Here is a 23051-nt window from a genome sequence, read left to right as displayed (position 1 = left end):
AAGTTTTCCTTTCCAGCGTGTCGGCTCGACGCTCATCCGACCATAACGACAGGCTAGCGTTCGGCGCCAACCCTATGGCGATCATGCAAGCTTTTACGCCCCAATAAACTACCAACGCTGGTCATTGATCGACATTCCCCCAAAAAGATATGAACAGTGACGTTGTCGCTAGTCGACGATCGGCTTCCAGGATTTAGGCATGCAGTATCAACCACAAGCCGTTCGGCCTACCGCAGGTCGTCAATGCGCACAGCCGTCGCCAGTCGAAATGCTTCGTGCCCAGGTGTGCTCGAATGATGATCTGTCGTTTCTGATGGAAGCGCATGATGGCCTGTCTGCCACGATCGCCCAGCGCTCGGGATTCAAGGGGCTCTGGGCGTCTGGCCTGTCGATTGCCAGCTCGCTCGGCTATCGGGATGCCAGTGAAGCTTCATGGACCCAGCTCGTCCAGAGCGTCGAACGCATAGTGGACTCAACCGAGCTACCTGTGCTCGTTGACGGTGATGGGGGCTTCGGCAATTTCAACAATGCTCGCCTCCTCGCACGCAAACTTTATCAGGCTGGCGCGGCGGGCGTCTCGCTTGAGGACAGCTGCTTCCCGAAGCTGAACTCGCTCATTGATGAGCGGCATCCGCTCGCCGATATCGATGAATTCTCCGGTCGTCTGCGGGCCGTGAAGGACACGGTCGCTGAACACGTTGTTCTCGTGGCTAGGATCGAAGCGCTGATCGCTGGACATGGATTGAATGAAGCCATCTCGCGTGCTCATGCCTATGCCGAGGCAGGCGCCGATGCAATCTTGATCCACTCGCGAAAAAGTACCGCTTACGAAATGCTTTCGTTTGTCAGCGAGTGGCGGAACCGGCTACCCGTTGTGATTGTTCCGACGACGTACTATCGAACACCAGTGTCAACCTTTCGTGATGCGGGGATCTCCACGGTCGTCTGGGCCAATCACTCCTTGCGAGCTGCGGCAGCTGCAATGCGGCGCATCTGCGATAGTATCGCAGCTCAAGAGGGCGTTGCCGGCATTGAATCCCATATCGCCCCGCTCAGCGAGATATTCGAGCTTCTGAGGTATGACGAGCTCGCCGCGGCCGAAAAGCGATATCTGCAGCCTCGCTAGTCCATGCTGAGAGGGTTCATCACATAACGTCCCCTTCTTCGAAAGTCCTCCGATGTGCCCCTCTCGGCGGTCTCGCTCTAAGCGTCAACCAACAGGCAGTCGACCTATAATGCCGGAGAAGCTTTGCACAGCACTAAACAGCTTCCCCTCGCCAGGTGGTAGGCAATCCACACAGCGGATGATGCACGTGGGTGACGACCTACCCCTTTCGATCTCCGGGACGATCTAGACAGGTCTGCGGTGCCGAACGGCAGAACAGGACGCTCGCGATGCTCACGGAGTTAGTCGCGGGATTAAAGAAAGCGAATGAAATGCCAGTGAATGCTCCCAAGAATGCTCTCATTCTTGCCGCTGGCGTTGGCTCTCGTCTGCGGCCGCTAACGGATCTAACCCCGAAATCCCTTGTTCAAGTTAACGGCACTCCCATCCTGCACAACGCGCTACATATCCTTGACCGTGTCGGCGTCGAACAGGTAACGATTGTTGTCGGGTATCGCAAAGAGGCGATCAAAGATAGCTGCGGTGGCCGCTTTGGCAGGCTTGACGTCAAATATGTCGAATCCTCCGTTTACGATCGTACTGGCAGCGCCTATTCGCTATGGCTGGCGCGAGACGCGCTCGCTTCCGGGGACCACTTCCTTCTTGAGGGCGACGTCTTCTTCGAGGAAAATGTATTGCGGCAGCTGCTCATCAGTGAAGCGCCCGACGCGGCTGCTGTCGCTCCCTTCGATCAGCTGATGCAGGGATCAGCGGTCCTGTTGTCCGATCTTGGCTTCATTTCAGAATTTCGTTTGAAACAAACAGCGAGAAATCTCATCGCGGATGGTCCGCCTCTTTACAAGACGATGAACCTGCTACGGCTGTCCGCGTCTACTCTGCGGACAGAGGTCGTTCCGGCCCTAGACGATATGATCAAGGCCGGAGCTACCCGGGCCTATACCGAGGAGCTACTTTCCTTTCTCGTGGAAACACAAGGCCTGCAGCTTGCCGCGGTGAGATGCGATGACCTCAGGTGGTACGAAATCGATGACGCGGACGATCTGCGTGTCGCCGAGCGCATTTTCGCAAAAGCTGACGTTTGATCCAACCGCGCAGGGGCGAGGTTCACGACGATCACGGAAGGTTTGACGCTCCGCCTCACAACCTTCGCGGCTGCCTCTGACACCGGCCCGCGTAACGATGCCAAGACCCACAAGCCGGATGGGGGCCGCAACCAACGCGGCCGGTTATTGCCTCGGGAAAACGCGAGCGGCTCGCCCCGGCATGAAACGTGCCCCCCACAAGCAATGGTAGTAGCGAAATTGCTATTTCGCTTCCAGCCGCTTTGACCGCAGGAATGCGACGGTACCTAGACCTTCAAAGAGGCAGATGATTTCGATTTCCTCGCTTGCGCTTTTCCGGATCGAGGCTTTCCTGCAAGCGACTGCTCCGCGGACCTAATCTCTCTAAAGTCGAACCTGAAGCTGATTCTTGGCGCGCACAGGACATTCTCGCCAAATTTGATCGGAATACGGCCGGAGCAGTCAAGGCTCTCTTTGACGAAGACCGGCGCCGAAGTGGACATTCCAAGCAGGCGCGCCTCCTGCGCAGAGGGCAGACGTGCGCTTATCGTCACCCACTGTTGCGAGTAGTCGTCAATTCCGATGCGCCTGAGAGCAGTCGAGATCGAGTTGACGCCAGAGAATTTGTCCAGCAGTCCGGGAGTGCGTTTCGCCGGAAAGTAGCTATGCGCAATGACGATTGGGATCTCGTCCTGATAGCTCAGCGTGTCGATGCGCAGCACATCGTCTCGAGCTTGCAAGTCGAGGTAGCGGGCGAGCCGCTCGTCTGCCTTGATCGTTGCAGCAAACAGGATCTTACGACGCGCCAGGCGGCCTTGCGAGATGAGATTATCGGTCAGCCGGGTTTGAGGGGAGAGCAGATAGGGTGTTGGATGTTCGACAACGAAGGTGCCTCTCCCCTGCTCGACACGTAACAGTCCTTCCTGCTCGAGTGCCCGAATGGCGTATCTTACGGTGTGCCGGTTGACACCATATTCGAGAGCAAGCTCTACGTCGTTCGGAAGTTTTTCGCCTGGCCGAAATCGGCTCGAGGCAATGGCTTCTTCGATGTTCGACCGAACAAACTCCCAGCGCTTTCCTTGATACATAAGTCAAATGGTCCGTGGTTCAGGCTCTCAATTCCGTCGGATCCGCGTCAGGTTTATCATTCTTCGGTTGCGCAAGCCGGGTTACGGCCGCTCCCCTCAGATAAAGACGTTGTCGGTAAAGCTCCCGGAAGACAGTTGACCGGCGCGCTGAACAGGCAATTGAGACGCTCGCATCTTCGACATCATACTGATCTCCGTCCTCGCGATCTTGCAAAGCTTCATCGATGATACGGCCGTGCACCGTCGATGGTAGCGGCAGTCCCAAGCTGGAAAGGATCGTCGGTACCAGATCAACGATGCTGGTTGGGGTGGCAACAACTCCGCTTCTAAAGGCATCGCCAGCAAGGATGCATAATGAAGACAGCTCGTGCGCCGAAAGCCCTCCGTGCATACCAACGCCGATCGGATAGGTCCCATCGTAGTACACGGCATCGGGCGAAGCGCTCCGATTAGCCGCGCCGCAATCGGCGAGAACAAACGACAGGTCCGCACTTCGTTCGTGTTCGGCCATGACAGCGGAAAGCGGGAGGGTGCTCGCGACGAGTGGGGAGCCATCGGAAGCCTTACGTGAAAAAGCAACGCCAAACCATGGCTCCTTCGACAGGCTGTGATACAACTCTGCCAGAAGATGCCTCTCTCTGTCCCGGGCCCAAATGTTGACAACCCGTTGAGCCGTTATTGCGGCGTCTACGCCGGGCGTGAGTTCGTATCCTATCTTGAATCCCGACCGCTGCAGATGTTTCAACACGGAGACCTTTTCTCCAATGATGGCGTGTCCGTGATCGGATGCAGCAATAAGCTGAACTCCTTCCCGCGCTCCTTTCTCGCTCCACCAAGCGAAAATACGCCCAACTTGCCGATCGACCTCGTGGAGCACCTCACGCGCGGTCGGATGATCAAGACCGAACATATGATATGTAACGTCCGGCTCGGAAAACCAGAGCAGGCTGACCTCTGGAAGGGTTTCTTCCTTGAGGAACGAGAAGAATAAATCGACGACGCGCTCGATGGTAGCACGCGCGGGCCCCTCGTCGGGAGGGAGCATCGGAAAGCTTGGCGCAATCCGGCGAACGGCCGCGCTATTACTGAACTTTAATGGGTCATGAACCCAAAACGCCGGCGCACCTGCCTGCCAACTCCCCCAGCTCGAAAGTCCAAAAGAGCCCTGCGACTGAGATCCGATCGACAGCATCGCACGGCCATGCGCCGCCAAGACTTCGCCGATCGCAGTGGCGGTGAGGACGCCACCGCGTTCGCTGCCGAGCGTCAGGAGCGACGAAAGCGAAGATCCGTCAATCGACCGACCGTTCGCCAAAAAACGGTTGCCGATGATTCCGTGGGCCGAGCTATGTCCGCCCATGGCCAGCGCGGCCGATGAAACCCGCGTCTCACTAGGAAAAGATGAGGTATGGCGGGCAAGTCGAAGGCCGATTTTGGACAGCTCGGCGAGATTGGGCGTAACTGCTTCGTCTAACTGGTCAGGACGAAGGCCATCCAGAACGACAATTACAAATTTCATTCGGCCACCTTCCAGCTCCGATTCCGGAGCCTCAACCTACGGGAGTGGCGGCCTCCTTGTCCAGAGCTACCTAGGCACCTAGGCCTGTCATGATGGTGTCACATGGTGTGAATTATATCTCCGACACGCGAGCCGCTTCTCACAAAAACAATGCGATCCGCTCGTCCAAGCGTGAGCACTCGATACTGCGTCGTCCACAAAGGGCGCCGCATCGATCACTATGCAACTAAGGGTTATGTCATGAATAACTCCACCCGACGCGAGGTTCTCAAACTAATCGGTGGGCTGGGCTTGCTCCCATCGACCTCTGTCTTTGGCCAAGACGCTGACCGAACGGCACTGCGGATTGCAATGCAGGATCTGCGCGTCGAGCTCGATCCGCTCCATCCCCGTGCTACGGCGCTCGTGAGCTTCCGGGTGCTCGAGAGTATTTACGACAAGCTCTTTGCAATCGACTATCAACGGGACGGGCAGATTCGGCCGATGTTGGCTGAAAGCATGGAGGCTCTCGACAGCACCACATATCGCGTGTCTTTGCGGAAAGGGGTTCGATTCCACGATGGTGAAGAGTTAACGGCAGAGGACGTCGCATTTACTTTCGGTGCGGAGCGTATGCTGGCAAAGGACAGTCCGGGTTATGGCGTTGGCCAGATCAGCTTTCCGTCGATGAGCGCGGTGCGGGCAACTGATCGACATACTGTCGAGTTCAGGACCAAGGTGCCCGATCCTGTTTTTGTCAAACGCCTGACCTCCTATGGAGCCGGCATCGTCTCGAAATCGGCCTATCTGAAGGCGGCGACATTCGATCAATGGGCCAGGGCTCCCATAGCGGCGGGGCCGTACCGGGTCGTTGAGGCCGTCGAAAACCGCTACATACGCCTCGAGGCGCATGACGGGTACTGGGGTGGAAGGCCGCCGCTGAAGGGGATCGAGTTTCGGATGGTGCGGGAGCCGGCGGCACGCGTCGCCGGCCTTCGCGCTGGCGACTTCGACATCATCACAACCGTAGCGCCGGATCAGTTCGATATCCTCGCCGCGGACAATCGATTGGACGTGGTTGGAGGCGACACGATGTCCTTCCGCACGCTGGTCTATGATTCGACCACGAACGAGGTGCTGCGGGATCCGCGCATCAGACGCGCCATGAATCTGGCGATCGACAGGCAGACCATTGTCAATAGTATCTGGCGCAAGCGCATAAGTGTGCCGCCCTCCCATCAACACCTTGCTTACGGCGCTCTCTACAATCCTGACCGGCCAATCCCACGGTACAACCCGGAAGAGGCGAAGCGACTTCTTGCCGAAGCCGGTTATAACGGGGCAGCAATTCCTTTCAAAACGGTCGGCAACTATTACACGGCCGAGCTTATCGAAACTCAAGCCATCGCAGCAATGTGGAGGGCTGTCGGCCTGAACGTCGATATCCAAATGAAAGAGAATTGGTCCCAGGTGGAAGACCGTCTGGGCCGCGGTGTGAACAACTCGTCCGATGGAACATACTACCCCGACCCTACCGCATCGCTCGTCTCGCGCTGGGGGTCTCAGAGCAACTTTCAGAGGGGCGGGTATTGGCGGAACGACAGATTTAATGTGCTGGAGACGAGCTTGCTGACGGCGCAGGACCCGGCCCAAAGGCGAGCCGCCTATCAAGAGATGCTCGACATATTCGACGAGATTGATCCACCAGGAACGGTGCTCCATTCGCTTGGCGAGTTCTTTGGAAAGCGCGCCAACATCAAGTGGACACCGACGGCAACCGGTTTGATGGATTTTCGGCCAGGCGCAATCAACGCCTAGCCGAGAACGCCTTGAGCCAGACGCAGATGAATATTGTCTGCTCGAAAGGTGGAATCATGGACCAAACCAGTTCGCACGCACTTGAAGCACCTTTTGTTCAAACTTTTGAGCAAGGGAGTGCCGGGCGCCCAGCCATGGCGGCTGGCAGCCTGCCGCTTCTCAGCATTACTGGTTTGACGGTTGTTCTTGCAGACCGACCCGAGACGCGCCTCCTGGATGCCGTTCAGTTCAAGTTGCGGAAAGGTGAGTTTTTCGCGCTTGTCGGCGAAAGCGGCAGCGGAAAGAGCGTGCTGTGTTCGACCATTATGGGAGTAGCAAGTTCCGAGCTGAGATGTCACGGCGATATTCACATCGAAGGCAGGCCTCTTGCCGAGGTCGATCGGCGCCTGCGTGCAATGATCTACCAACAGCCAAGCCTATATCTTAACCCCGTTCGGAACATCGGATTCCAGCTTCGGGAGACTGTCCAGATGACCGGCGGGTTGAGCAAGCGAGAGGCGAGCGAAAGGGCTGCAGATCTACTCTGTGATGTTGGGATCGATGATCCCAAAGAGACGATGAGAAAATATCCGCACGAGATGTCTGGCGGAATGAATCAGCGCGTCATGATTGCAATGGCGCTCGCGATGAAGCCGAAGCTTCTCATCGCAGACGAGCCGACCTCGGCTCTCGATGTCACCACGCAAAAGCAGATTCTTGACTTGCTCGAACGGCTCCGCTCAGACATGGCAATCCTCTTTGTGACCCATGACCTGGGAGTTGCCCTGCAGCGATCGGATCGCATCGGCGTTCTCTACGCCGGCCAGTTGGTCGAAATGGGGCTCGCCGATCTCGTCGCTCGAACTCCCCTGCACCCTTATACGCGCGCGCTATTCTCCGCTGTCCCCCCACTCTCAGGGCATCCCCGGCGTCTGCACAGCCCTGCAGGTACCCTCCCCGAACCTACTCAGCGCCAGGCCGGCTGCAATTTCGCATCTCGGTGCTCCGGAACGCTGGACATTTGCCGGCACACAAGGCCCGCCTTGCAGGACAAGGCACAACAAGTGGTGGCATGCCACAACTTGGAGGCATGAATGACATCGCCAATCGGGCCTGCTCGCGTTCGTGCAGCGCCAGCGTCACCCGAACCGATCCTCGAACTGCGCAATGTGGATTTTTGTTACCCGGCCGCTCGCAGCTCCGCTGCGGAGGTCCTTGGCGGCTCGAGGCTGCGCAAGATCAACATGATCGTCCATCGTGGGAAAGCCCATGGGCTGATCGGGGAGTCCGGCAGCGGCAAAAGCACAATTGCGAAGCTTCTGCTTGGGCTGACAGCGCCACAAGCGGGTCAGATCCTTTTTGAGGGCGAGCTGCTGACGCCGGATCGATTGGCGGCGTTCCGCCTTCGTGTCCAACCTGTCTTTCAGAGCCCTCTCGACGCACTGGACCCAGTCATCCCGATCGGCAAACAAATCATCGCGCCTCTGCTCGTGAACTTCAAAATGAGGTCTTCCGATTGTCAGGCTCGGCTGGCTGCAGCAATTTCCGCCGTCGGCCTATCGGGCGAGATCCTTGGCAAGTTACCGCATCAGATAAGCGGCGGACAGGCCCAGCGGGTCAATATAGCGCGAGCGCTTATTCTCGATCCCGAGGTTCTGATTTGTGACGAGCCTGTCTCCGCACTCGACATGACTGTTCAAGCTCAGATCCTGAACCTTCTGTCGGACCTGCGTGAGAGCCGCGGCCTGTCCCTGCTATTCATCAGTCATGATATCAGATCCGTCGCCTATCTCTGTTCAGAGATCACGGTCCTAAAGCGCGGAAGCATCGTTGAGAGCGGTTCACGCGATCAGGTACTGCTCGACCCAAAGACGGATTACATGAAGTCCTTGCTCAGGGCGGTGCCCAATTCCGAATTCGCGGTCGAAATGGCATCACGTTCAACACCTTATTCGCAGCCCACAGAGCCTCGGCACGTGCCGGCGGAGAGGTGATAATCGCATGAGGCGCAACGCCCATAAGGTATTTGCGAGCAAAATCGCCCGCGCATTGGTCACGCTCATTCTGATGGTGACGAGCGTATTCATTCTTATGCGCTGTGCTGGCGATCCGGTAACCGTCTTACTTGGGCCCGACGCGACCCCGGACATGCGCGCCGCATACTCAGGCGAATTGGGGCTCGATCGCCCCATCTTGGCGCAATACCTAGCCTATCTCCATAACGTCGTCCGAGGAAGCTTAGGTGTCTCATACGTCTATCGACAGGATGCACTCGGTGTCGTCCTCAGCCACCTTCCACTGACGCTGATACTCACCTGCTCTGCTCTTACCTTGGCGGCGCTCACAGGCGTTGCGGGAGGAACAACTGCCGCGGTGTTTCCATCGAGCTTCATAGGCCGTGCGTGCACGATCGGAACCGTCGTGGGACTGTGCGTTCCCAGCTTCTTCCTGGCGATCGTCCTGATGCTGGTGTTTTCAATTCACCTCAGCTGGTTGCCGACCGGCGGCGCGGAGAGCTGGCGCAGCTTGGCTCTGCCGGCAGTAACCATGGCGGCCGCGAGCTCCGCCGTGCTTGCACGGTACACCCGCGTGGCCGTTCGCCAATCGCTGGACAGTCGCTATGTGTTGGCTGCGTTTGCGCGCGGCATTCCGTTCTGGCGGATATTGATCCACCACGTACTGCCCAATGCAGCGGCTCCGATCCTGACCATCCTTGGCCTGCTCATCGGCGGAGCGGTAACTGGTTCGGCAGTGGTCGAGACGGTCTTTTCATGGCCGGGTATTGGAAATCTCTTCGTCACGTCCGTCGGAAGCAGAGATGTTCCAGTGGTGCAGGCAATTGTTCTGCTTGCTGGCACTGCGATGATCATGACTAACCTTGCCGTCGACCTCGGTTACACCTGGCTTGATCCGCGGTCTAAATCCTCGGAGAAATAGATGAGTACCGCCTGGCCGCATGAATGGACTTGGAACATCTTTCGTTCTTCGAAAGCCCGACGCGATCCGCGTAAGCCAGCCAAGATAGGACTCTATGGTGCCTCAATGTGGATCGTCGGATGTCTATTGATTGCCGTACTGGCCCAGGTGATCTCCCCCTATCATCCAGCACAAATCTCCTTGGATGCACGGCTTACGCCACCACTATTCTTTGGCGGCACGCTGGAACATTTGCTGGGCACTGACGAGCTCGGCCGGGACGTGCTGGCACGCTTGATATATTCGATCCAGATCAGCATGCTCATTGCGGTGGGCGGGACCTTCATTAGTACCCTGCTGGGCGTTTCGTTGGGCTTCCTCGCTGCCGAGCTTGGCGGACTGATCGACGAGGGAGTCATGGCACTCGTCGATATGCAGGCTGCCGTGCCGTTCATGATGACCGCACTGCTTGTCATCACGATATTTGGCAATTCGCTGGCACTCTTTGTCTGTCTTGTGGGCTTGCACGGTTGGGAGCGCCACGCCCGCATCGCGAGAGGGTTGGCTTTGACGGCCCGCAATCGGCTCCATGTAACGGCGGCGCGGACCTATAACGCTTCGCGGGTCCATATCTACGCAAGGCATATTCTCCCAACCTGTGCACCTACCGTCGTGGTCGGCATGACCCTTGGGCTTACCGAGACGGTTCTACTGGAAAGCACCCTGAGCTTTCTGGGACTGGGGATACAACCGCCGATGTCGAGCTTAGGCAATATGGTGGGATTCGGCAGAGACTATTTGATGACCGCATGGTGGATCGCCCTCGCGCCGGGCCTCGTCATCGCAGCGACGGCGATCGCACTGATGACAATAAGCGAGTCTCTGCGCCAGACGGGACCTCGCCCAGCTTCTTTCAACTCCATCTGAGGTGACGTCATGTCGCGTCCGGACCTCGAAAGCTCAACGAATCAAATGGTCAGGAACGTCCCTCTGTATCGGCAAAAGAGGAAGTTCACCTGTGGACCATCCTCCCTGATGATGGTCATGTCCGCGCTGGACGAGCGATATCAACCGAGTGAAACAGCGGAGCTCGAGATCTGGCGAGAGGCAACGACCATTCACGGTGGCTGCGGACCGGTTGGTCTGGCATTGGCCCTCAAACGTCGCGGCTTCGCAGCGCTTGTTGTCGTAAGCCACGATGGGCTTTTTCTTAAGTCTCGCGCTTCACACGGTAACGAGATGGAGGTGATGCACATTCTCCAGGAGCGAGATCTCACCGAAGCGTACCAACGCGGCATCCCTGTCCATGTCGGCGCTTACAGCCTCGATGACCTCTCGAATTGGATGGCGGCGGGGTGGTATCCCATCGTGATGATCAGCATTGAGTTCGAAGGTAAAACCATCACTCATTGGGTGGTGGTGACCGGGACCGACGTCGATTACGTGTTCTTCAATGATCCTCTCAAAGATCCCGCCCAGGAAGATGCTGCCACTCGCGTCGACCACGCGAGCTTTGCCAGCATGACCGAATTCGGTCCCAGCCGGGAAAAGGCAGTCATTCTTGCGGGCCTTCCAAAAATGGCGAATGTCGCGCTTCCGCTTCCCCGGATTTATGCTGGCCATCAACCTCGGCCTGACATGCCGGGCGTTACTGGTCCCGAACGCTGATGCATGCGGCAGCCGCCAAGAGGCCCAACCTAAAGCCACGATTAGTCCTCGAATGGTGTCATCGAGCGGCCTGCTGTCGGCAGCGCCGGCATACACCGAGTTCGACAGCAGCATAACCAGCCACCATGAGGCATGTTCTGCATTCTGCGCGCGTACGTCAAAACGAGCTTTTTCGCCGGGCGCGCGAACACGACAGGCCTCTCTCAGCGTCCTTCTCGCATCCTAATCCATTCGCGTAGCTCGGCGCAGTTCCAGCACTCCTCAGAACGCGTTATGCGCACTGGATAGCGCGATCGCGTATCTATACTTCTGGCGCCTGACACTCTCCCGTTTCCACACCGATCGGCTCGTCTTCCCGCTAAGCGGTGCGGCATTCCGGATTGCCTCGGCTCCCCCGCATCCGGTCCTACCAACAGCTATGAAGAAAGTTGACGAAGGAAGACCTCCAGATTGCAGATCAGCCAGAGTTGCTTTCCGAATGCATCGTTTGCCGCTTGAGAGCGGCGTGCATACCATCGACGGAGAGCACCAATATCGAGATAATCGGCGATCGCGGGAGATTCTTTGAAGATCAAGTCACGAAAGGGCGCCGAGCTCTGGTCTGTCGCCCACTTACCTAAGGGCAACGGAAACCCGAGCTTCTTTCTCGTGATCACACTTGCGGGTAGACGACCTCTGTAAAGGGTGCGCAGCGCGGCCTTGGAGACGTCGAGCGTTTCGCTAAATTTCTCAATCGGCGTGAAGGCTGCCTGAAATGGGGCGAAGGCATGTTTCCAACGCAGATGTTCTGAGAACGACATGCGCAGAGCCAGCGCAACGATTCGGTGGTCTGTGAATGGAACGCGAGACTCCACCCCCGCCGCCATTGTGGTGTTGTCGACCATTTCGAGCAGCGCCGGCAGATGATGCCGTACAAAGAACTCCCTTATACGCTCGACCGGCCTGGGGCCGCCTGAATGGTAGGCATTGTCCATCCAGCCGATCAGCTCCGCGTCGTGACCGATGTCCTTTCTCCATGCCGGTGTTGCCAGCCCCAGCTTCTCGACTTGGGGAAAGTAAGTGTACCGCGCAAGAAAGAGCTCGAATTCGCTCGCTTTGAACTTGGGAAGGCCGAGATGACGTCGCGCCGGGCGGCCAATGACATCTGGCAAAGCGGCCAACAGCGCCTGTCGACGAAGGTCAAAGGGCAATCTGAAGATCCGGCTATATCCAAGGAATATCTCGTCGGCACCTTCGCCGGTAAGGAGAACCTTGTGAGAGTGGCTGACTGCTCGAGCAAGCAAATACATCGCCGCTTCGTTGTGCATGCCGACTGGATGACCACGTAATGCGGTAAGGCGTTTAACGACGTCCAGGCTCGTTGCCCCGGGCAGCCGGACCAAGACGTGGCCTAGCTTGAGGGATTTCGCGACCTCGACCGCATAAGGGCTTTCATCGTAAAGATCGCCGCATACGACCCCGGTGAAGCATGTCGGCTTGTGTGACGAGTGCCTTGAAAGCTCGAAGGCCAAGATACTGGAGTCGAGGCCTCCAGAAAGCAGCGCCGCGACCGGCGTGTGGGGCAGCAAATGTTCCTCCACGGCGCTGCCGATCAAGGTTTCGAGAGAACTGCAATCATCACTCTCATCGAGGCGGGCAGGATCCCACCAACGTGTATGCTCATGCGATTGCGCCGTGATTTTCAACCAGGTTCCAGGTTGCAGCTTTCGAATATCTGCAAATAGCGTCCTCTCGCCGAAGACGGCACGGTAGGAGAGAAAGCTTGATAATCCAAGCGGATCGAGCCTGGAGCTGACCCCTGGCCACTGCAGGATGGCTGACGGCTGTGAGGCAAAGACAAAGCCATTATCTGCGCAAGCGTAATATAGCGGCTTAATTCCGAGCCGATCTCTGACAAGGAACGCTGTCTCCGTTTCTTGATCGTAGATTGCGAAAGCAAACATTCCCCGCAGACGTTTGACGCTATCAATCCCCCAACAAGCAAATGCCTTGCAAAGTACTTCCGTATCCGACTCTGTGCGGAACTGGTATCCGCGCCGAAGTAAGTCCCGCTTTAAGTCACGGTAATTGTAGATCTCCCCGTTATACGTGACGGCTAGGCCGAGCTCCTCATCGAGGAACGGTTGATTTGACCTGGGATCCGGATCAATGATCGCGAGCCTTCGATGCGCAAAGGCAAAGGAAGAGGTCACGCAACTGCCACTCGCGTCGGGCCCCCGATGGGCCAGCGTCTGAGCGCAACGCGCGAGGTTCCGCTCGGTCACTGACTTATCAGTAATCCGTCCGATAAATCCGCAAATCCCACACACAGCTAGCCTCCTCCGCGCGCTAAGCTGGCTCTGCGCGAGGCGTCGCCTCGCCCGCACCCCTCGGTAGGCCGGATACTACAAAAACAACCCCCAGAGATTAGAGCACGTTCAGTCGATGAGCGGCAATTCGCAGGCACACTTCGGCCGTCGCGGACGTCCTCGAGAAGCGCTGTCTCATATTTTAGGGCTCGCTGACGCGCTGCGCGCCAAGTCACGCCTTACCGCCGGCGGTAGAATCCCGAAGGAGCGTCCGAACCTCATTAGTCATGACGCGTTCGACGAGCCACTTGGGAGGCTCAATGCGTGGTGGAAGGTATAGAGCGCGGTAGAGCCGATCGAGTTCTTCGGCGCTGCGTGGAACGTCTGACGAATCCAAAAGTGCGGTCATCTTGCGCATGGGATAGAAGCAGGCCTTGCGCTTGTCTTGAGCGATCAACTCGTCTTGTGAACGAGAGGTAGCCGATCCATCCAACAGACGCAGCCACACCAGGCAGAAGAGCGCGTAGCCATAAAGCTGCGCTCTGGTGTCTAAAGAGAGGGCCGTCTCTGAAGGCAGCACAGGGAACTGCAATTCGCTGATGATATCGCCCCTATCGACCCGCTCTGAGAGATAGTGGACAGTCACCCCAAAGCTCTTCTCGCCATTGAGTATAGCATGCGTCCGCGCAAAACTGCCGCGATATTCAGGGAGCGGGCCTGGATGAAGATTGATGCCTCCTCCATCAAAACGTGCGAGGATATGGGGCGGAAAAATCTTATTCCACATGACGCTTACGAGAAACGTTCCGAGAGGAGGAACATCATCTATCGAGTCGAAAAATGGTATTCCGAAGCGGTCTGCGACGTCCCAAAGCTCCTCACTGGTCTCGTGCCGCCACCATGTTTTCTCATATCGGGAAGCGCCGAGAATACCAGCGACGTGGTCTTTTCCGCAGGTCTCGATAACGAACAGAAGACAGCGGGTCGCAAGTCCCCTAGTGCCGGCAAATACCACGTTCTCAGTTAAGCTCGACATTTCTCGTCCTTACGACATTGCAAGCCCGCTTATTGATCCGCTCTACTCGTCATCAGCAGCCCGGCGGAGGCAGTGGCCGCCACGCCGATGGTAATCACATGCACAAGCGTGCCCGAGGCTTTGATCTTGAAGGGGGCGATGTGGAGCAACGATAGCGGTACAAAGACGGCAGGAAGAACGACATGTAACGCGAGCGGCGCAATGGTGTGGTCAACCAGCAAGATCGCCGCGATAACAGGCAGAGCGTATGAGAGTGGTAGACCGGTCGAATAACCGCGATCGTCCAATCCGAAATAGTCAAAATATGCAAGGCGAAGCGCTCCGATCAATGTCAGGAACGCTGTGAATACCGCAGATGCTGGAGATTCGATGAAAGAGGCGATGACAATTGCTGGGATGACTGATCCAAACATGAGGTCAGAGAGCGCATCGAGAGCTCTACCAATGGCTTTCGTGGCAAGCGTTCGATTCCTGGTGCGCCGGGCAATTTCGCCATCCACATCGTCAGCGATTATCGCCCAGAGCCCGAGCGCTACTCCCGCCTCATAGTGTCCTTTTACCGCGAGCCCCGTCGCTGCACCAGAACAGAGCAGCCCCAAGGCAGTAACGGCGTTTGCGCGGTCAGATAGGTATGCGATCATCGAACCTCGATGTTACTCTTTCTGCCGAGAGCGATCGAATTCCCAGCCCTTGCGGTGGCTGGCAACCGCAACTTAACTTGGGCAAGGCCCGAAATGTCCGCAATCTACCGGTTCTAGTAGGTCAGCTTAATGGGTTGCGCGAGCTAAGGCGGCAGCTCTTCCCTTCATGCGAATGTGTGGACGAGGCGGACTCGAGCTGTGGTCGGTTACCTTGACGTTCTCTCCCATAGCAGCTGCTGTTCGATCGCCTCGAAAGGACCGCCAGCGGGCGCTTGCTGACACGTCCCAGGCAGCGGTCGCGATCGCGATGGCCAAGTCTAGAGTACCAGATAATCGCAAAGTGCAGCTCCTCAGCGGGGCGGCACTTGTCATTTAGAGCTTTGGCCCGGCGAAGCCGAGATACGTCTCTCATTCGGCGCTGCAGTTGGACCGCCCAGTTGATCGCCCCTCCCGCACACCAGGCTCTCCAGAATGCGTGCTAACGTCGGGCTCGGCGTGATAAGCCTAAACGCAGACACTTGCGATCGTTCATCTAAGGTGGCGGACACTTATTGACGATCCAGTTCGCGTTGGGCTCGCCGTCAGGCCGACCGGCCCACTTCTTCAACGGCCTGGTTCCCGCTTCAATCGGGCACTCACGAGTGCGAATGAAAGAGTGCTTGCTGTTGCGCAGATGGCTAGAGAAGTCAAGGCAAGCCTGACGCCATAGTTGTTTTGGATGAAATTGAAGAAGAATGGCGCGAACGACGCCGTCGATAATCGGAAGATCGTGATCAACCCGACCCGTGCTCCATACCCATCCGGCCCGAAGACTGAGAGCGGCAAGCTCCCACGGCAGATGCTGTTTAGACCAGAGCTAAACCCAACCAAGGCAACGAAGATTGCAATTCCGACGAAAGAGTGAGACGTCAGTATAATAGTGAATGTCGCCGCCGAGAGCATAACACATGAGAGAATGGTGAGTTGAATTGGCGATATCCTCTCGGTAAACGATCCCGCAAATAGCCGTACCGCGATCTGTGACGGGCCGAAGAGCGTGGAAACCAAGGCTGTCTCCTGCAGCTCTAAACCGATCGACGCAAGGATAGGAATCATTCGACTGAGTAACGCTGAAAAAGCAAATGTCGTCAGCGAAAAGCCTAACGTCATGAGGAGGAGGTCAATCGTCTTGGAAGAGGACTGGTCTTGCGGGCCACAGACCGTGTTCTGATCTCCAAGCCTTGCGGAGGACTTCCCAAGAGCCAATTGGATTAAAGGGACAGCGAGGAGAACATTGCAGCCTCCATAGATCCAACAGACTTGCCTCCAGCATATCGAAGTGAGCAGCAACGAGGTCAACGGCCAAAATAGCGTTGACGAGAAACCGACAATTAATGTCAGGAGAGCCATTTGCCGTCCTGCATGAACCGCATCTCGCTGTACCAAGAACACGAACGCAGCCTCATAAAAGAGAAATGCCGACGCAAGTTGCATACCGAACAGGGCGATTGCAAAAACGACTGCATTCCAAGAAGTTGCTGCAATTCCCAGGCTAGCAGCTCCAACGAATGAGGCGACCTTCATTGTCTTGCCTGCGCCGTATCGGTCCATGAGGCGACCGGCAACCAGCGACATCAGCGCACTGGCAAGCAAAGCAAATGAGAAACAACCAATTATCCAGTCCTCTGTGACTACGAGGTCACGGGAAGCCTCTTTTGCAATGGCCGCCACACAATAATAAAGTGTGCCGTAGCTGATAATTCCTGCACCGCCCAGTGCCACAACGATCAGACTGTCATCCTCCCGGGTGGGTTTCGATCTTCTCGGTTCCGGTCGCATATCGTCGAGTGCCTCAACTAGGGTTCAGACTCAATTGATCCAATAGGCGACGATGGCGGCGAGGTGGACGGCGGCTAAGAAGTTCCTGGCGAGTTTGTCATACCGAGTAGCGACACGCCTGAAATCCTTGAGCCGGCAGAAACAGCGCTCGATGACATTGCGTCCTTTGTAGGCACGTTTGCTGAAGCTGTGGAGGACCACCCTGTTGGATTTGTTTGGAATGACGGGCTTCGCGCCGCGATCGACGATTTCGGCGCGAAAGCCGTCGCCGTCGTAGCCTTTGTCCCCGATAAGGCTAGACATGGGCGGCGCGAGCTTCAAAAGGGCCGGTCCTGCGGCAATATCTGCGGCTTGCCCCGGAGTGAGATGAAATGCGCAAGGTCTGCAATCAGGGTCGCTCAGCGCGTGGATTTTCGTGGTCCGCCCACCGCGCGAGCGGCCGATCGCCTGTTCATGCTCCCCCTTTTCCGCCGCTCGCCGAGCGATGCGCTTTGATCGTGGTGGAGTCGATGGACAAAGTCACGCTGTCCTTGCCACAGCGGGCGAGCGCTTCAAAGATCGCCTGCCAATGTCCGCGCTTAGCCCAGCGATTGAAACGATTGTAGATCGTCGTGTACGGGCCATAATCGGGCGGGCAATCGCGCCAGCGCGCACCGCATTGAAGCATGTGAATGATGCCGCTGATGATACGTCGATCATCATCGCGCGCCGGGCCGGTCTGGTTCGTTGGCAGATGTGGCCTTATCTGAGCCCATTGCTCGTCGTTGAGCCAAAACAGCCCTTTGCGCATCCAAGACCCCCGCACCGAATCAACTCGGTGCGAGGGAATCAAAGTTCGCTAATTAGGTACAGACCCTAATACGGATTGCGGGCAATGGGCTCTGTTTCCCCTCCGATTTCGCCCGAACAGATTTATTCCAGTGATGGTGAATGACACGAACTACGGGGCGACTTTGACCGCCGTTTGGTCGCACCAAGTATTGCCTCGGCCATGCGACTTCGCGGTAGGTCTCGATGTAACCGTGGTCTGCACTACACACATATTAGCGGCTGGCCTGCATTTGGTTTCCAGCCGGCCAAATACGCTTCATCAGCTTGGCCACGCGTATCAACAGTATGCGAGCATGGACCGGGGTGAATTGTCGTCGAGGATGGTACTTCCTTATTATCTCCAATTTGCTCGACTAGTTTAGTGGACCGCTTAGCGACGACTTGCGCATTTTAGCCGTCGGTGTGACTTGCTCGGGTACGCGTGGCGCGCCAACTCGCTCGTCCGAATTGCCGCCTAAAGCTGAGACCGCTGTACTTGGCTGCGGACGCACCCAAGTAAACAACCCCTGTCAAAATGCCGTCGCGAAGCGTCCCTTCGAACTCGTAGTCTATGGCCAAGGGATCGCCCGGCAACTGTGAAACCAGCTTCAATTTCGGTCCAACTATCTGGCCTCGGCAGTTACTCGAGACATCGGCGCCGATGTGTTTGCCCGTAATGTCTTGACTCTCCTGTAGCAGAACGAACGCGTGTACAGTGCTACCATGAAGAAAGTCGATAAAGACCTGCCATGCTCCTGCTACGTCCTCAAAGTCCTCGTGCGGTGGTGCGGCTGGCGGAACAAAAGGCTCTGAAATGGCATGAACGATTGAACGGCCAACGATCTCGGCTTCGAATCCGGTCAGATTGGTTGGATCGACTACGATCCGTTGCGGCTCCTGCCAACAGTCGTGCAACACAATGCGCGGACGCCCGCCAGCCAGCTTCTTGGCGATCACGTCGGCGCTTACTGGGAATACCTTAGCGCGCCAAGAAACCGCTATTCGTGGATTGCAGAATGCAGAGTCTGGTTCGATCTCTTCGACGGAGAGCCCAGGTACGCTCAAAAACTCGCGCTTCATTATCGAAATACACTCGCGCCATCTTTCCATAGCACGAGCGGCTCCTCCTCGAACCCATTGCTCCAGCGCGACGTAAGCGCCAATGATCTCGTCTTTGCCAACCTTCATTGACCGACCAAACGATTGGCCAGGGGGCCCATTCAAGTACGCCGCTCTGCATAATCTTTCCGAGCCTAGTAAGAAGCCGGTAGATTGTGGTCCGCAGATATACTTGCCGCCTGAATGAATCAGCAGATCGGCCCCATTTTGAAGCAAAACGCTGGGAAATCTTGGCGCTGCTCCGGCCCCGTCCACAATCAGCGGGATTCCCAGTTGTTTGGAGCGCAGAGCGATTTGTTCGAACGACAAGACCGACTTTGGAATATCTGAGGCAACCACGCATATTGCCGCGATCTTCTCAATTTCAATCTGATCCATGTCTGAGGCACGGCCGATAGGACGCACCACACAACCGACTGCTCGAATTGCATGCTCGTAAGCCATCCGCTGATCAGCCGCCACAACTACCGTTTTCTCGCCTCGTAACGGGAGCTTGAGCATCTTTTCTGGATCGTTGCCGACGACGCAAGCAGCAACCGCCTGGCTCACTGCTGCAGCACTTCCAGCGGTCACGAGCCCCCATTCGGCACCGGAGAGTACAGCCAATTTCCGTCCGACCGCTTCCGCCACTTCGTCGAGAACGACAAAACCTCGGCCCGACGCTTCCATTGCAGCGAGCACAGATCGCGTTGGATTGCATCCGCCGTAGGAAGTACGCACACCGGTACAATTAATGATCGGTTCAACGCCAAGGTCACGGAATACTTGTCCTGCGGCAGGGCCGTCATGTGGCGTGCCATCGCAATCAATATCCAAATTCATGCAAGGCCTCCCTCTAACGCTTTAACGGCGGTCGGATTGGATCGCATTTATGACGTCTGGGAAGACCGACGAGAACACCCGAGCCCGCACACGTCTTGACTCCTGCTCGGCAGCACTCGCTTTCAAAGGATTGCAGTTAATCTTCATAATCTTCTTCCCCAGATCAACAAGGACTGGCGGATACCGCCCGAAGTTATGATCTCGACCATGCCAACCATCCGATAGCAAAGCGAAATGCTGCTTTCCCTTTACCGCACCACCCATGATGGTTATCCCGTACTAGTGCCCGCCAACAGCTTCTAGGCCACTTGCCGGCAATCTGCGGATTGGTGTGGACATCGAGTTCAATTTCGCGCGAACTCTCAATGACCGCTTCTGGATGATTGCCATTCTCGGAAAGAGCGTATTTCAACGCTTGATCGCGGTTAACGAACAAGCCACCGAACATGCCGTTCTGTTCTCGGGCAACCCAGTTGCCACGACGATTTCTGCCAACGAAAACGATCGACGCTACGGGATTCGACTGCACGGAGAATTCAACCATAGCGCTCGAACGGTATGCTCCTTCCATGACAACTGCCCACTCCCCAAAGATGTTCGAAGATGTCAGCCCGCAGATGGACAATAGCAATCCATCATGGCAACAGGAGTCCTTTGTCCTTTGCATACAAGGTCTCGCCGGCTCTAGAGTGAAGCCCCTTATTTGCGCGGCTGATCGTCAGCCGACCAGCATTCCACTTCCAGGCTTCGACATGGCAGCTCGAATGTGGCACTATGATCCCCTGGATGTCTTCTTCCAATCTGAGCGAAATGCAGCTTTATCAGCCTGACGCACTGCGCTTTCTCTTTGTTCTAGCGAGCTCGTCTTCGGAGAGCATTTTCGTGCCGATGATGCCCTCGCTCGTCAATTGCGCTATTTCGGCATCCGACAGTCCCAGAAGCCCCGATAGTATCTCTTTGTTATGTTCCCCGAGCGTCGGCGCCGCTGAACGGATCGGATACGGTCCTTCTCCTTCGCGAATTGGCATCGAGGGCTGCGGGTGCAACCCAACGAAGGCGCGCTCCACTTCCTGCATAAACGCGCGCGAGCGGAGATGTCGATCTTTGAGCAGGTCAATTGGCAGGCGGGCCACGCCTGCAGCTACATTTGCCGCTTGCAACTCAGCCATAGCCTGATCTGCATCGCGGGTGGACGTCCAGGCTTCGATACTAGCCTCGATCACATCTTCGATGCCGCGCCGCGCTTCCGCGGACATCAGTGAAGCGTCTGTGGCCCAGTCAGGTCGACCAATGACTACGGCAAGGTTCTGCCACATATCTGCGCTGGTCACAGCGATCATGATCCAGTTATCTTCACCTGCACATCGGAAGCAGCCATGTGGTACGAATTGCGGATGTCGATTGCCATACTTTCGAGGTGGCGTACGACTGATCGATTGGACAATGATCCATGGCGCCGCGAACGGCATCATGCACTCGATCTGTGCAAGATCAATGAACTGGCCCTCCCCATTTGTACGGGCGTGAACCAGTGCAACCAGAACAGCAGCGCAGCCATTCAATCCCCCGACGGCATCGCCAAAGGCGATGTGGCTCATCACTGGGGGGCCGTCTGACTTTCCCACCACCCTCGGCAAGCCCGAGCCCTGTTCGAGCGTAGAGCCGTAAGCCCGGCAATTGCGATGAGCGCTGTCGGTCCCAAAGCCTGACATTGACATCATGACGAGCCGAGGGTTGAGCGTTCTAAGCACGTCAAAGCCAAGCCCAAGCTTGGGCAATACGTCGACTGAATAATTGTCGACAACGATATCGGCACCCGCCAAGAGCCGCTTGGCGAGAGCGCGTCCTTGGCTCCGCGTCAGGTCGAGCGTGATACCGCGCTTGTTGCGATTCATCACACAGAACACCGGCGCCTTTTCGTACATGTGCGCGTCGACATAAACAGATCCTCGGTCAACCCCGCGCCACCAGTCCGGATACTGGATGGCTTCGATCTTGATCACGTCCGCTCCGAGGTCAGCCAGAATACGGGTACACAGCGGCCCCGCCCACCCCATCGAGAAGTCGATGACACGAATCCCCTGCAAGGGCAGCGTGTCGGACCCGCTGGGACCGACCAGCGCCGAGGCCACGCGGCTCAACCGCTTGCAGGAGGAAGGGTTATCCTGCTGTTCGCCGCAAGCCGGCACCCTTCCTCCTCGGCGGGGCGGCGTCAACGTCAAGCGTTGCATCGATCCGGGCGCAAGAGCCTCCTCTCGGCCAAACAGGATCGGCACGATTGCGCCCCGCTTTCTCTTCTCCGGGTCCTCAAGCAGATCCGCTATTTCCGGTACCGGAACGATGGGAATTTTCCGCTTCAGTCCCTCCGCAAACCAGTCCTGCGCTGTCCTCGCTTTTAGGCGTGGAACGAATTGTCGTTCAAGCCGCTCCACGTGGCGCAGACGATCAGCGCTGTGTGCCAGCCCCAAATCGTCGCCCAATTCGGAGAGGCCGAGCATGTCGCAAAACGCTCGCCATTGCGCTGGCGTACCTGTCGTAACCCCGAGTAAACCGTTCTTGGTTTCGTAAATTCCGGCCGGAAAGGTGGGCCAAAAGCGATTGATGCCAATCCGGCGTGTCATGTCGCAGGTCGAAACCTGCTCGAACATGACATAATCGCAAAGCGCGATGCTTGATTCGAAAATACTAAGCGACCACGACCGCCCTGACCCGCGCTCCATTCGCGCAAACGCCGAAGAAGCCGCGGCGATGAACCCCCAAAGCCCGGCTAGAATGCCTGTCTGGAAATCCGGCGCGTGCGATGGCGGGCCTTCGGCCGGGCCGACCAGCTTAACAAGGCCTGCCAGCGCTCGGACAGTCGAATCGGTTGCTGCGTATCCGGCATAAGGCCCTTCGCTGCCGAACCAGCTCGCGCTGAGATAGATTAAACCTGGGCAGCGCTGCCGGATGGCGACCACGTCAATCGCGGGGCAACCAGCAGGATCGACATCTCGGCCATCCACCAGAATGTCGCAGTCCTCGATCAACGCGGTCAAACGTTCTATCGCGTCCAACTCGTTTGCATCGATCATGATGCTTGACTTATTGAAATTCAGAAATGCGAACCACGCGCTATGACCACCGGGCGTGAATGGCGCACTATTGCGAAGCGGGTCTCCTGCTGGGGGCTCAAGTTTCTGCACATCTGCGCCAAAATCGGCCAGCAACCGAGCACAATAGCTGGTTGCAGCTGAGCTCCCAATCTCGAGGACACGAAAATCCGATAACACGCCCATGACGGCCCCCATGCTACCCGAACACCGAAACTGCAGACATCGCCGGTCCCGGATTTTATCTTTTTGACTCTACAATGGCGCGTCTCGA

The 23051-nt window shown here is 56.9% G+C and carries 17 protein-coding genes and 1 pseudogene; 8 read left to right on the top strand and 10 right to left on the bottom strand.

The genetic code is table 11. The annotated features are described in order from the left end of the window. The first annotated feature begins 268 nt into the window (after window positions 1-268). Together aepX and XH85_RS12775 are read left to right on the top strand one after the other, a co-directional pair. A complete protein-coding gene (aepX, locus tag XH85_RS12780; RefSeq protein ID WP_128937241.1) occupies window positions 269-1126 on the top strand; it encodes a phosphoenolpyruvate mutase in 858 nt (285 codons plus the stop codon). A 311-nt stretch (window positions 1127-1437) separates the two neighbouring features. Next, window positions 1438-2208, top strand: a complete 771-nt coding sequence (locus XH85_RS12775; protein ID WP_128937240.1) for a phosphocholine cytidylyltransferase family protein — start codon at window positions 1438-1440, stop codon at window positions 2206-2208. A gap of 266 nt (window positions 2209-2474) precedes the next feature. On the opposite strand, the gene phnF is transcribed toward XH85_RS12775, so the two are convergent. Both phnF and XH85_RS12765 read right to left on the bottom strand, forming a co-directional pair. Then, window positions 2475-3275, bottom strand: a complete 801-nt coding sequence (phnF, locus tag XH85_RS12770; protein WP_128932094.1) for a phosphonate metabolism transcriptional regulator PhnF — start codon at window positions 3273-3275, stop codon at window positions 2475-2477. A gap of 19 nt (window positions 3276-3294) precedes the next feature. Next, window positions 3295-4794: an alkaline phosphatase family protein gene (locus XH85_RS12765; RefSeq protein WP_128932093.1), complete on the bottom strand. Its 1500-nt coding sequence runs from the start codon at window positions 4792-4794 to the stop codon at window positions 3295-3297. A 240-nt stretch (window positions 4795-5034) separates the two neighbouring features. Between XH85_RS12765 and XH85_RS12760 the strand changes: the two genes are divergently transcribed. Genes XH85_RS12760 through XH85_RS12735 form a run of 6 tightly spaced genes read left to right on the top strand, consistent with a single transcriptional unit; the run spans window position 5035 to window position 11154 of the window. Beyond that, on the top strand, window positions 5035-6591 hold the full coding sequence (locus XH85_RS12760) for an ABC transporter substrate-binding protein (RefSeq protein ID WP_128932092.1): 1557 nt from the start codon (window positions 5035-5037) through the stop codon (window positions 6589-6591). An 11-nt stretch (window positions 6592-6602) separates the two neighbouring features. Beyond that, window positions 6603-7664, top strand: coding sequence for an ABC transporter ATP-binding protein (locus tag XH85_RS12755; protein ID WP_245474049.1), 1062 nt, complete (start codon window positions 6603-6605; stop codon window positions 7662-7664). Next, on the top strand, window positions 7665-8564 hold the full coding sequence (locus XH85_RS12750; RefSeq protein WP_128932091.1) for an ABC transporter ATP-binding protein: 900 nt from the start codon (window positions 7665-7667) through the stop codon (window positions 8562-8564). Between the two features lie 7 nt (window positions 8565-8571). Beyond that, window positions 8572-9507, top strand: coding sequence for an ABC transporter permease (locus XH85_RS12745; protein ID WP_128932090.1), 936 nt, complete (start codon window positions 8572-8574; stop codon window positions 9505-9507). Further along, window positions 9508-10413: an ABC transporter permease gene (locus XH85_RS12740; RefSeq protein WP_128932089.1), complete on the top strand. Its 906-nt coding sequence runs from the start codon at window positions 9508-9510 to the stop codon at window positions 10411-10413. 9 nt (window positions 10414-10422) lie between these two features. After that, window positions 10423-11154 carry a peptidase C39 family protein gene (locus XH85_RS12735; protein ID WP_128932088.1) on the top strand — a complete coding sequence of 244 codons (732 nt, stop codon included), beginning with the start codon at window positions 10423-10425 and terminating at the stop codon, window positions 11152-11154. A gap of 416 nt (window positions 11155-11570) precedes the next feature. On the opposite strand, the gene asnB is transcribed toward XH85_RS12735, so the two are convergent. From asnB to XH85_RS12695, 8 genes and pseudogenes are all read right to left on the bottom strand, one after another. Continuing rightward, a complete protein-coding gene (gene asnB / locus XH85_RS12730) occupies window positions 11571-13463 on the bottom strand; it encodes an asparagine synthase (glutamine-hydrolyzing) (protein ID WP_128932087.1) in 1893 nt (630 codons plus the stop codon). 211 nt (window positions 13464-13674) lie between these two features. Next, the gene (locus XH85_RS12725; protein ID WP_128932086.1) at window positions 13675-14478 is read right to left on the bottom strand and encodes a formyl transferase; all 804 of its coding nucleotides are present in this window, start codon (window positions 14476-14478) and stop codon (window positions 13675-13677) included. Between the two features lie 29 nt (window positions 14479-14507). Further along, window positions 14508-15119, bottom strand: a complete 612-nt coding sequence (locus XH85_RS12720; RefSeq protein WP_128932085.1) for a CDP-alcohol phosphatidyltransferase family protein — start codon at window positions 15117-15119, stop codon at window positions 14508-14510. 603 nt (window positions 15120-15722) lie between these two features. After that, entirely contained in the window at window positions 15723-16937 is a 1215-nt protein-coding gene (locus XH85_RS12715; protein ID WP_128932084.1) for an MFS transporter, read from the bottom strand. A gap of 30 nt (window positions 16938-16967) precedes the next feature. Next, window positions 16968-17727, bottom strand: a pseudogene (locus XH85_RS12710) (IS5 family transposase). A gap of 431 nt (window positions 17728-18158) precedes the next feature. After that, window positions 18159-19688, bottom strand: coding sequence for a PLP-dependent transferase (locus tag XH85_RS12705; protein ID WP_128932083.1), 1530 nt, complete (start codon window positions 19686-19688; stop codon window positions 18159-18161). Between the two features lie 193 nt (window positions 19689-19881). Then, complete coding sequence (locus XH85_RS47600) at window positions 19882-20259, bottom strand: hypothetical protein (protein ID WP_338025631.1); 378 nt, start codon at window positions 20257-20259, stop codon at window positions 19882-19884. 250 nt (window positions 20260-20509) lie between these two features. Further along, entirely contained in the window at window positions 20510-22963 is a 2454-nt protein-coding gene (locus XH85_RS12695; RefSeq protein WP_128932082.1) for a CaiB/BaiF CoA-transferase family protein, read from the bottom strand. Window positions 22964-23051 lie beyond the last annotated feature (88 nt).

Source organism: Bradyrhizobium zhanjiangense (assembly GCF_004114935.1).
Classification (GTDB): domain Bacteria; phylum Pseudomonadota; class Alphaproteobacteria; order Rhizobiales; family Xanthobacteraceae; genus Bradyrhizobium; species Bradyrhizobium zhanjiangense.
This window is presented reverse-complemented; position numbering and strand designations above follow the sequence as displayed.

What these genes read in the sequence shown, in the direction of transcription:
- aepX (WP_128937241.1), top strand. Translation starts at nt 269, where the DNA reads ATGCTTCGTGCCCAGGTGTGCTCGAATGATGATCTGTCGTTTCTGATG.
- XH85_RS12775 (WP_128937240.1), top strand. Translation starts at nt 1,438, where the DNA reads ATGCCAGTGAATGCTCCCAAGAATGCTCTCATTCTTGCCGCTGGCGTT.
- phnF (WP_128932094.1), bottom strand. Translation starts at nt 3,275, where the DNA reads ATGTATCAAGGAAAGCGCTGGGAGTTTGTTCGGTCGAACATCGAAGAA.
- XH85_RS12765 (WP_128932093.1), bottom strand. Translation starts at nt 4,794, where the DNA reads ATGAAATTTGTAATTGTCGTTCTGGATGGCCTTCGTCCTGACCAGTTA.
- XH85_RS12760 (WP_128932092.1), top strand. Translation starts at nt 5,035, where the DNA reads ATGAATAACTCCACCCGACGCGAGGTTCTCAAACTAATCGGTGGGCTG.
- XH85_RS12750 (WP_128932091.1), top strand. Translation starts at nt 7,665, where the DNA reads ATGACATCGCCAATCGGGCCTGCTCGCGTTCGTGCAGCGCCAGCGTCA.
- XH85_RS12745 (WP_128932090.1), top strand. Translation starts at nt 8,572, where the DNA reads ATGAGGCGCAACGCCCATAAGGTATTTGCGAGCAAAATCGCCCGCGCA.
- XH85_RS12740 (WP_128932089.1), top strand. Translation starts at nt 9,508, where the DNA reads ATGAGTACCGCCTGGCCGCATGAATGGACTTGGAACATCTTTCGTTCT.
- XH85_RS12735 (WP_128932088.1), top strand. Translation starts at nt 10,423, where the DNA reads ATGTCGCGTCCGGACCTCGAAAGCTCAACGAATCAAATGGTCAGGAAC.
- XH85_RS12725 (WP_128932086.1), bottom strand. Translation starts at nt 14,478, where the DNA reads ATGTCGAGCTTAACTGAGAACGTGGTATTTGCCGGCACTAGGGGACTT.
- XH85_RS12720 (WP_128932085.1), bottom strand. Translation starts at nt 15,119, where the DNA reads ATGATCGCATACCTATCTGACCGCGCAAACGCCGTTACTGCCTTGGGG.
- XH85_RS12715 (WP_128932084.1), bottom strand. Translation starts at nt 16,937, where the DNA reads ATGCGACCGGAACCGAGAAGATCGAAACCCACCCGGGAGGATGACAGT.
- XH85_RS12705 (WP_128932083.1), bottom strand. Translation starts at nt 19,688, where the DNA reads ATGAATTTGGATATTGATTGCGATGGCACGCCACATGACGGCCCTGCC.
- XH85_RS47600 (WP_338025631.1), bottom strand. Translation starts at nt 20,259, where the DNA reads ATGGAAGGAGCATACCGTTCGAGCGCTATGGTTGAATTCTCCGTGCAG.
- XH85_RS12695 (WP_128932082.1), bottom strand. Translation starts at nt 22,963, where the DNA reads ATGGGCGTGTTATCGGATTTTCGTGTCCTCGAGATTGGGAGCTCAGCT.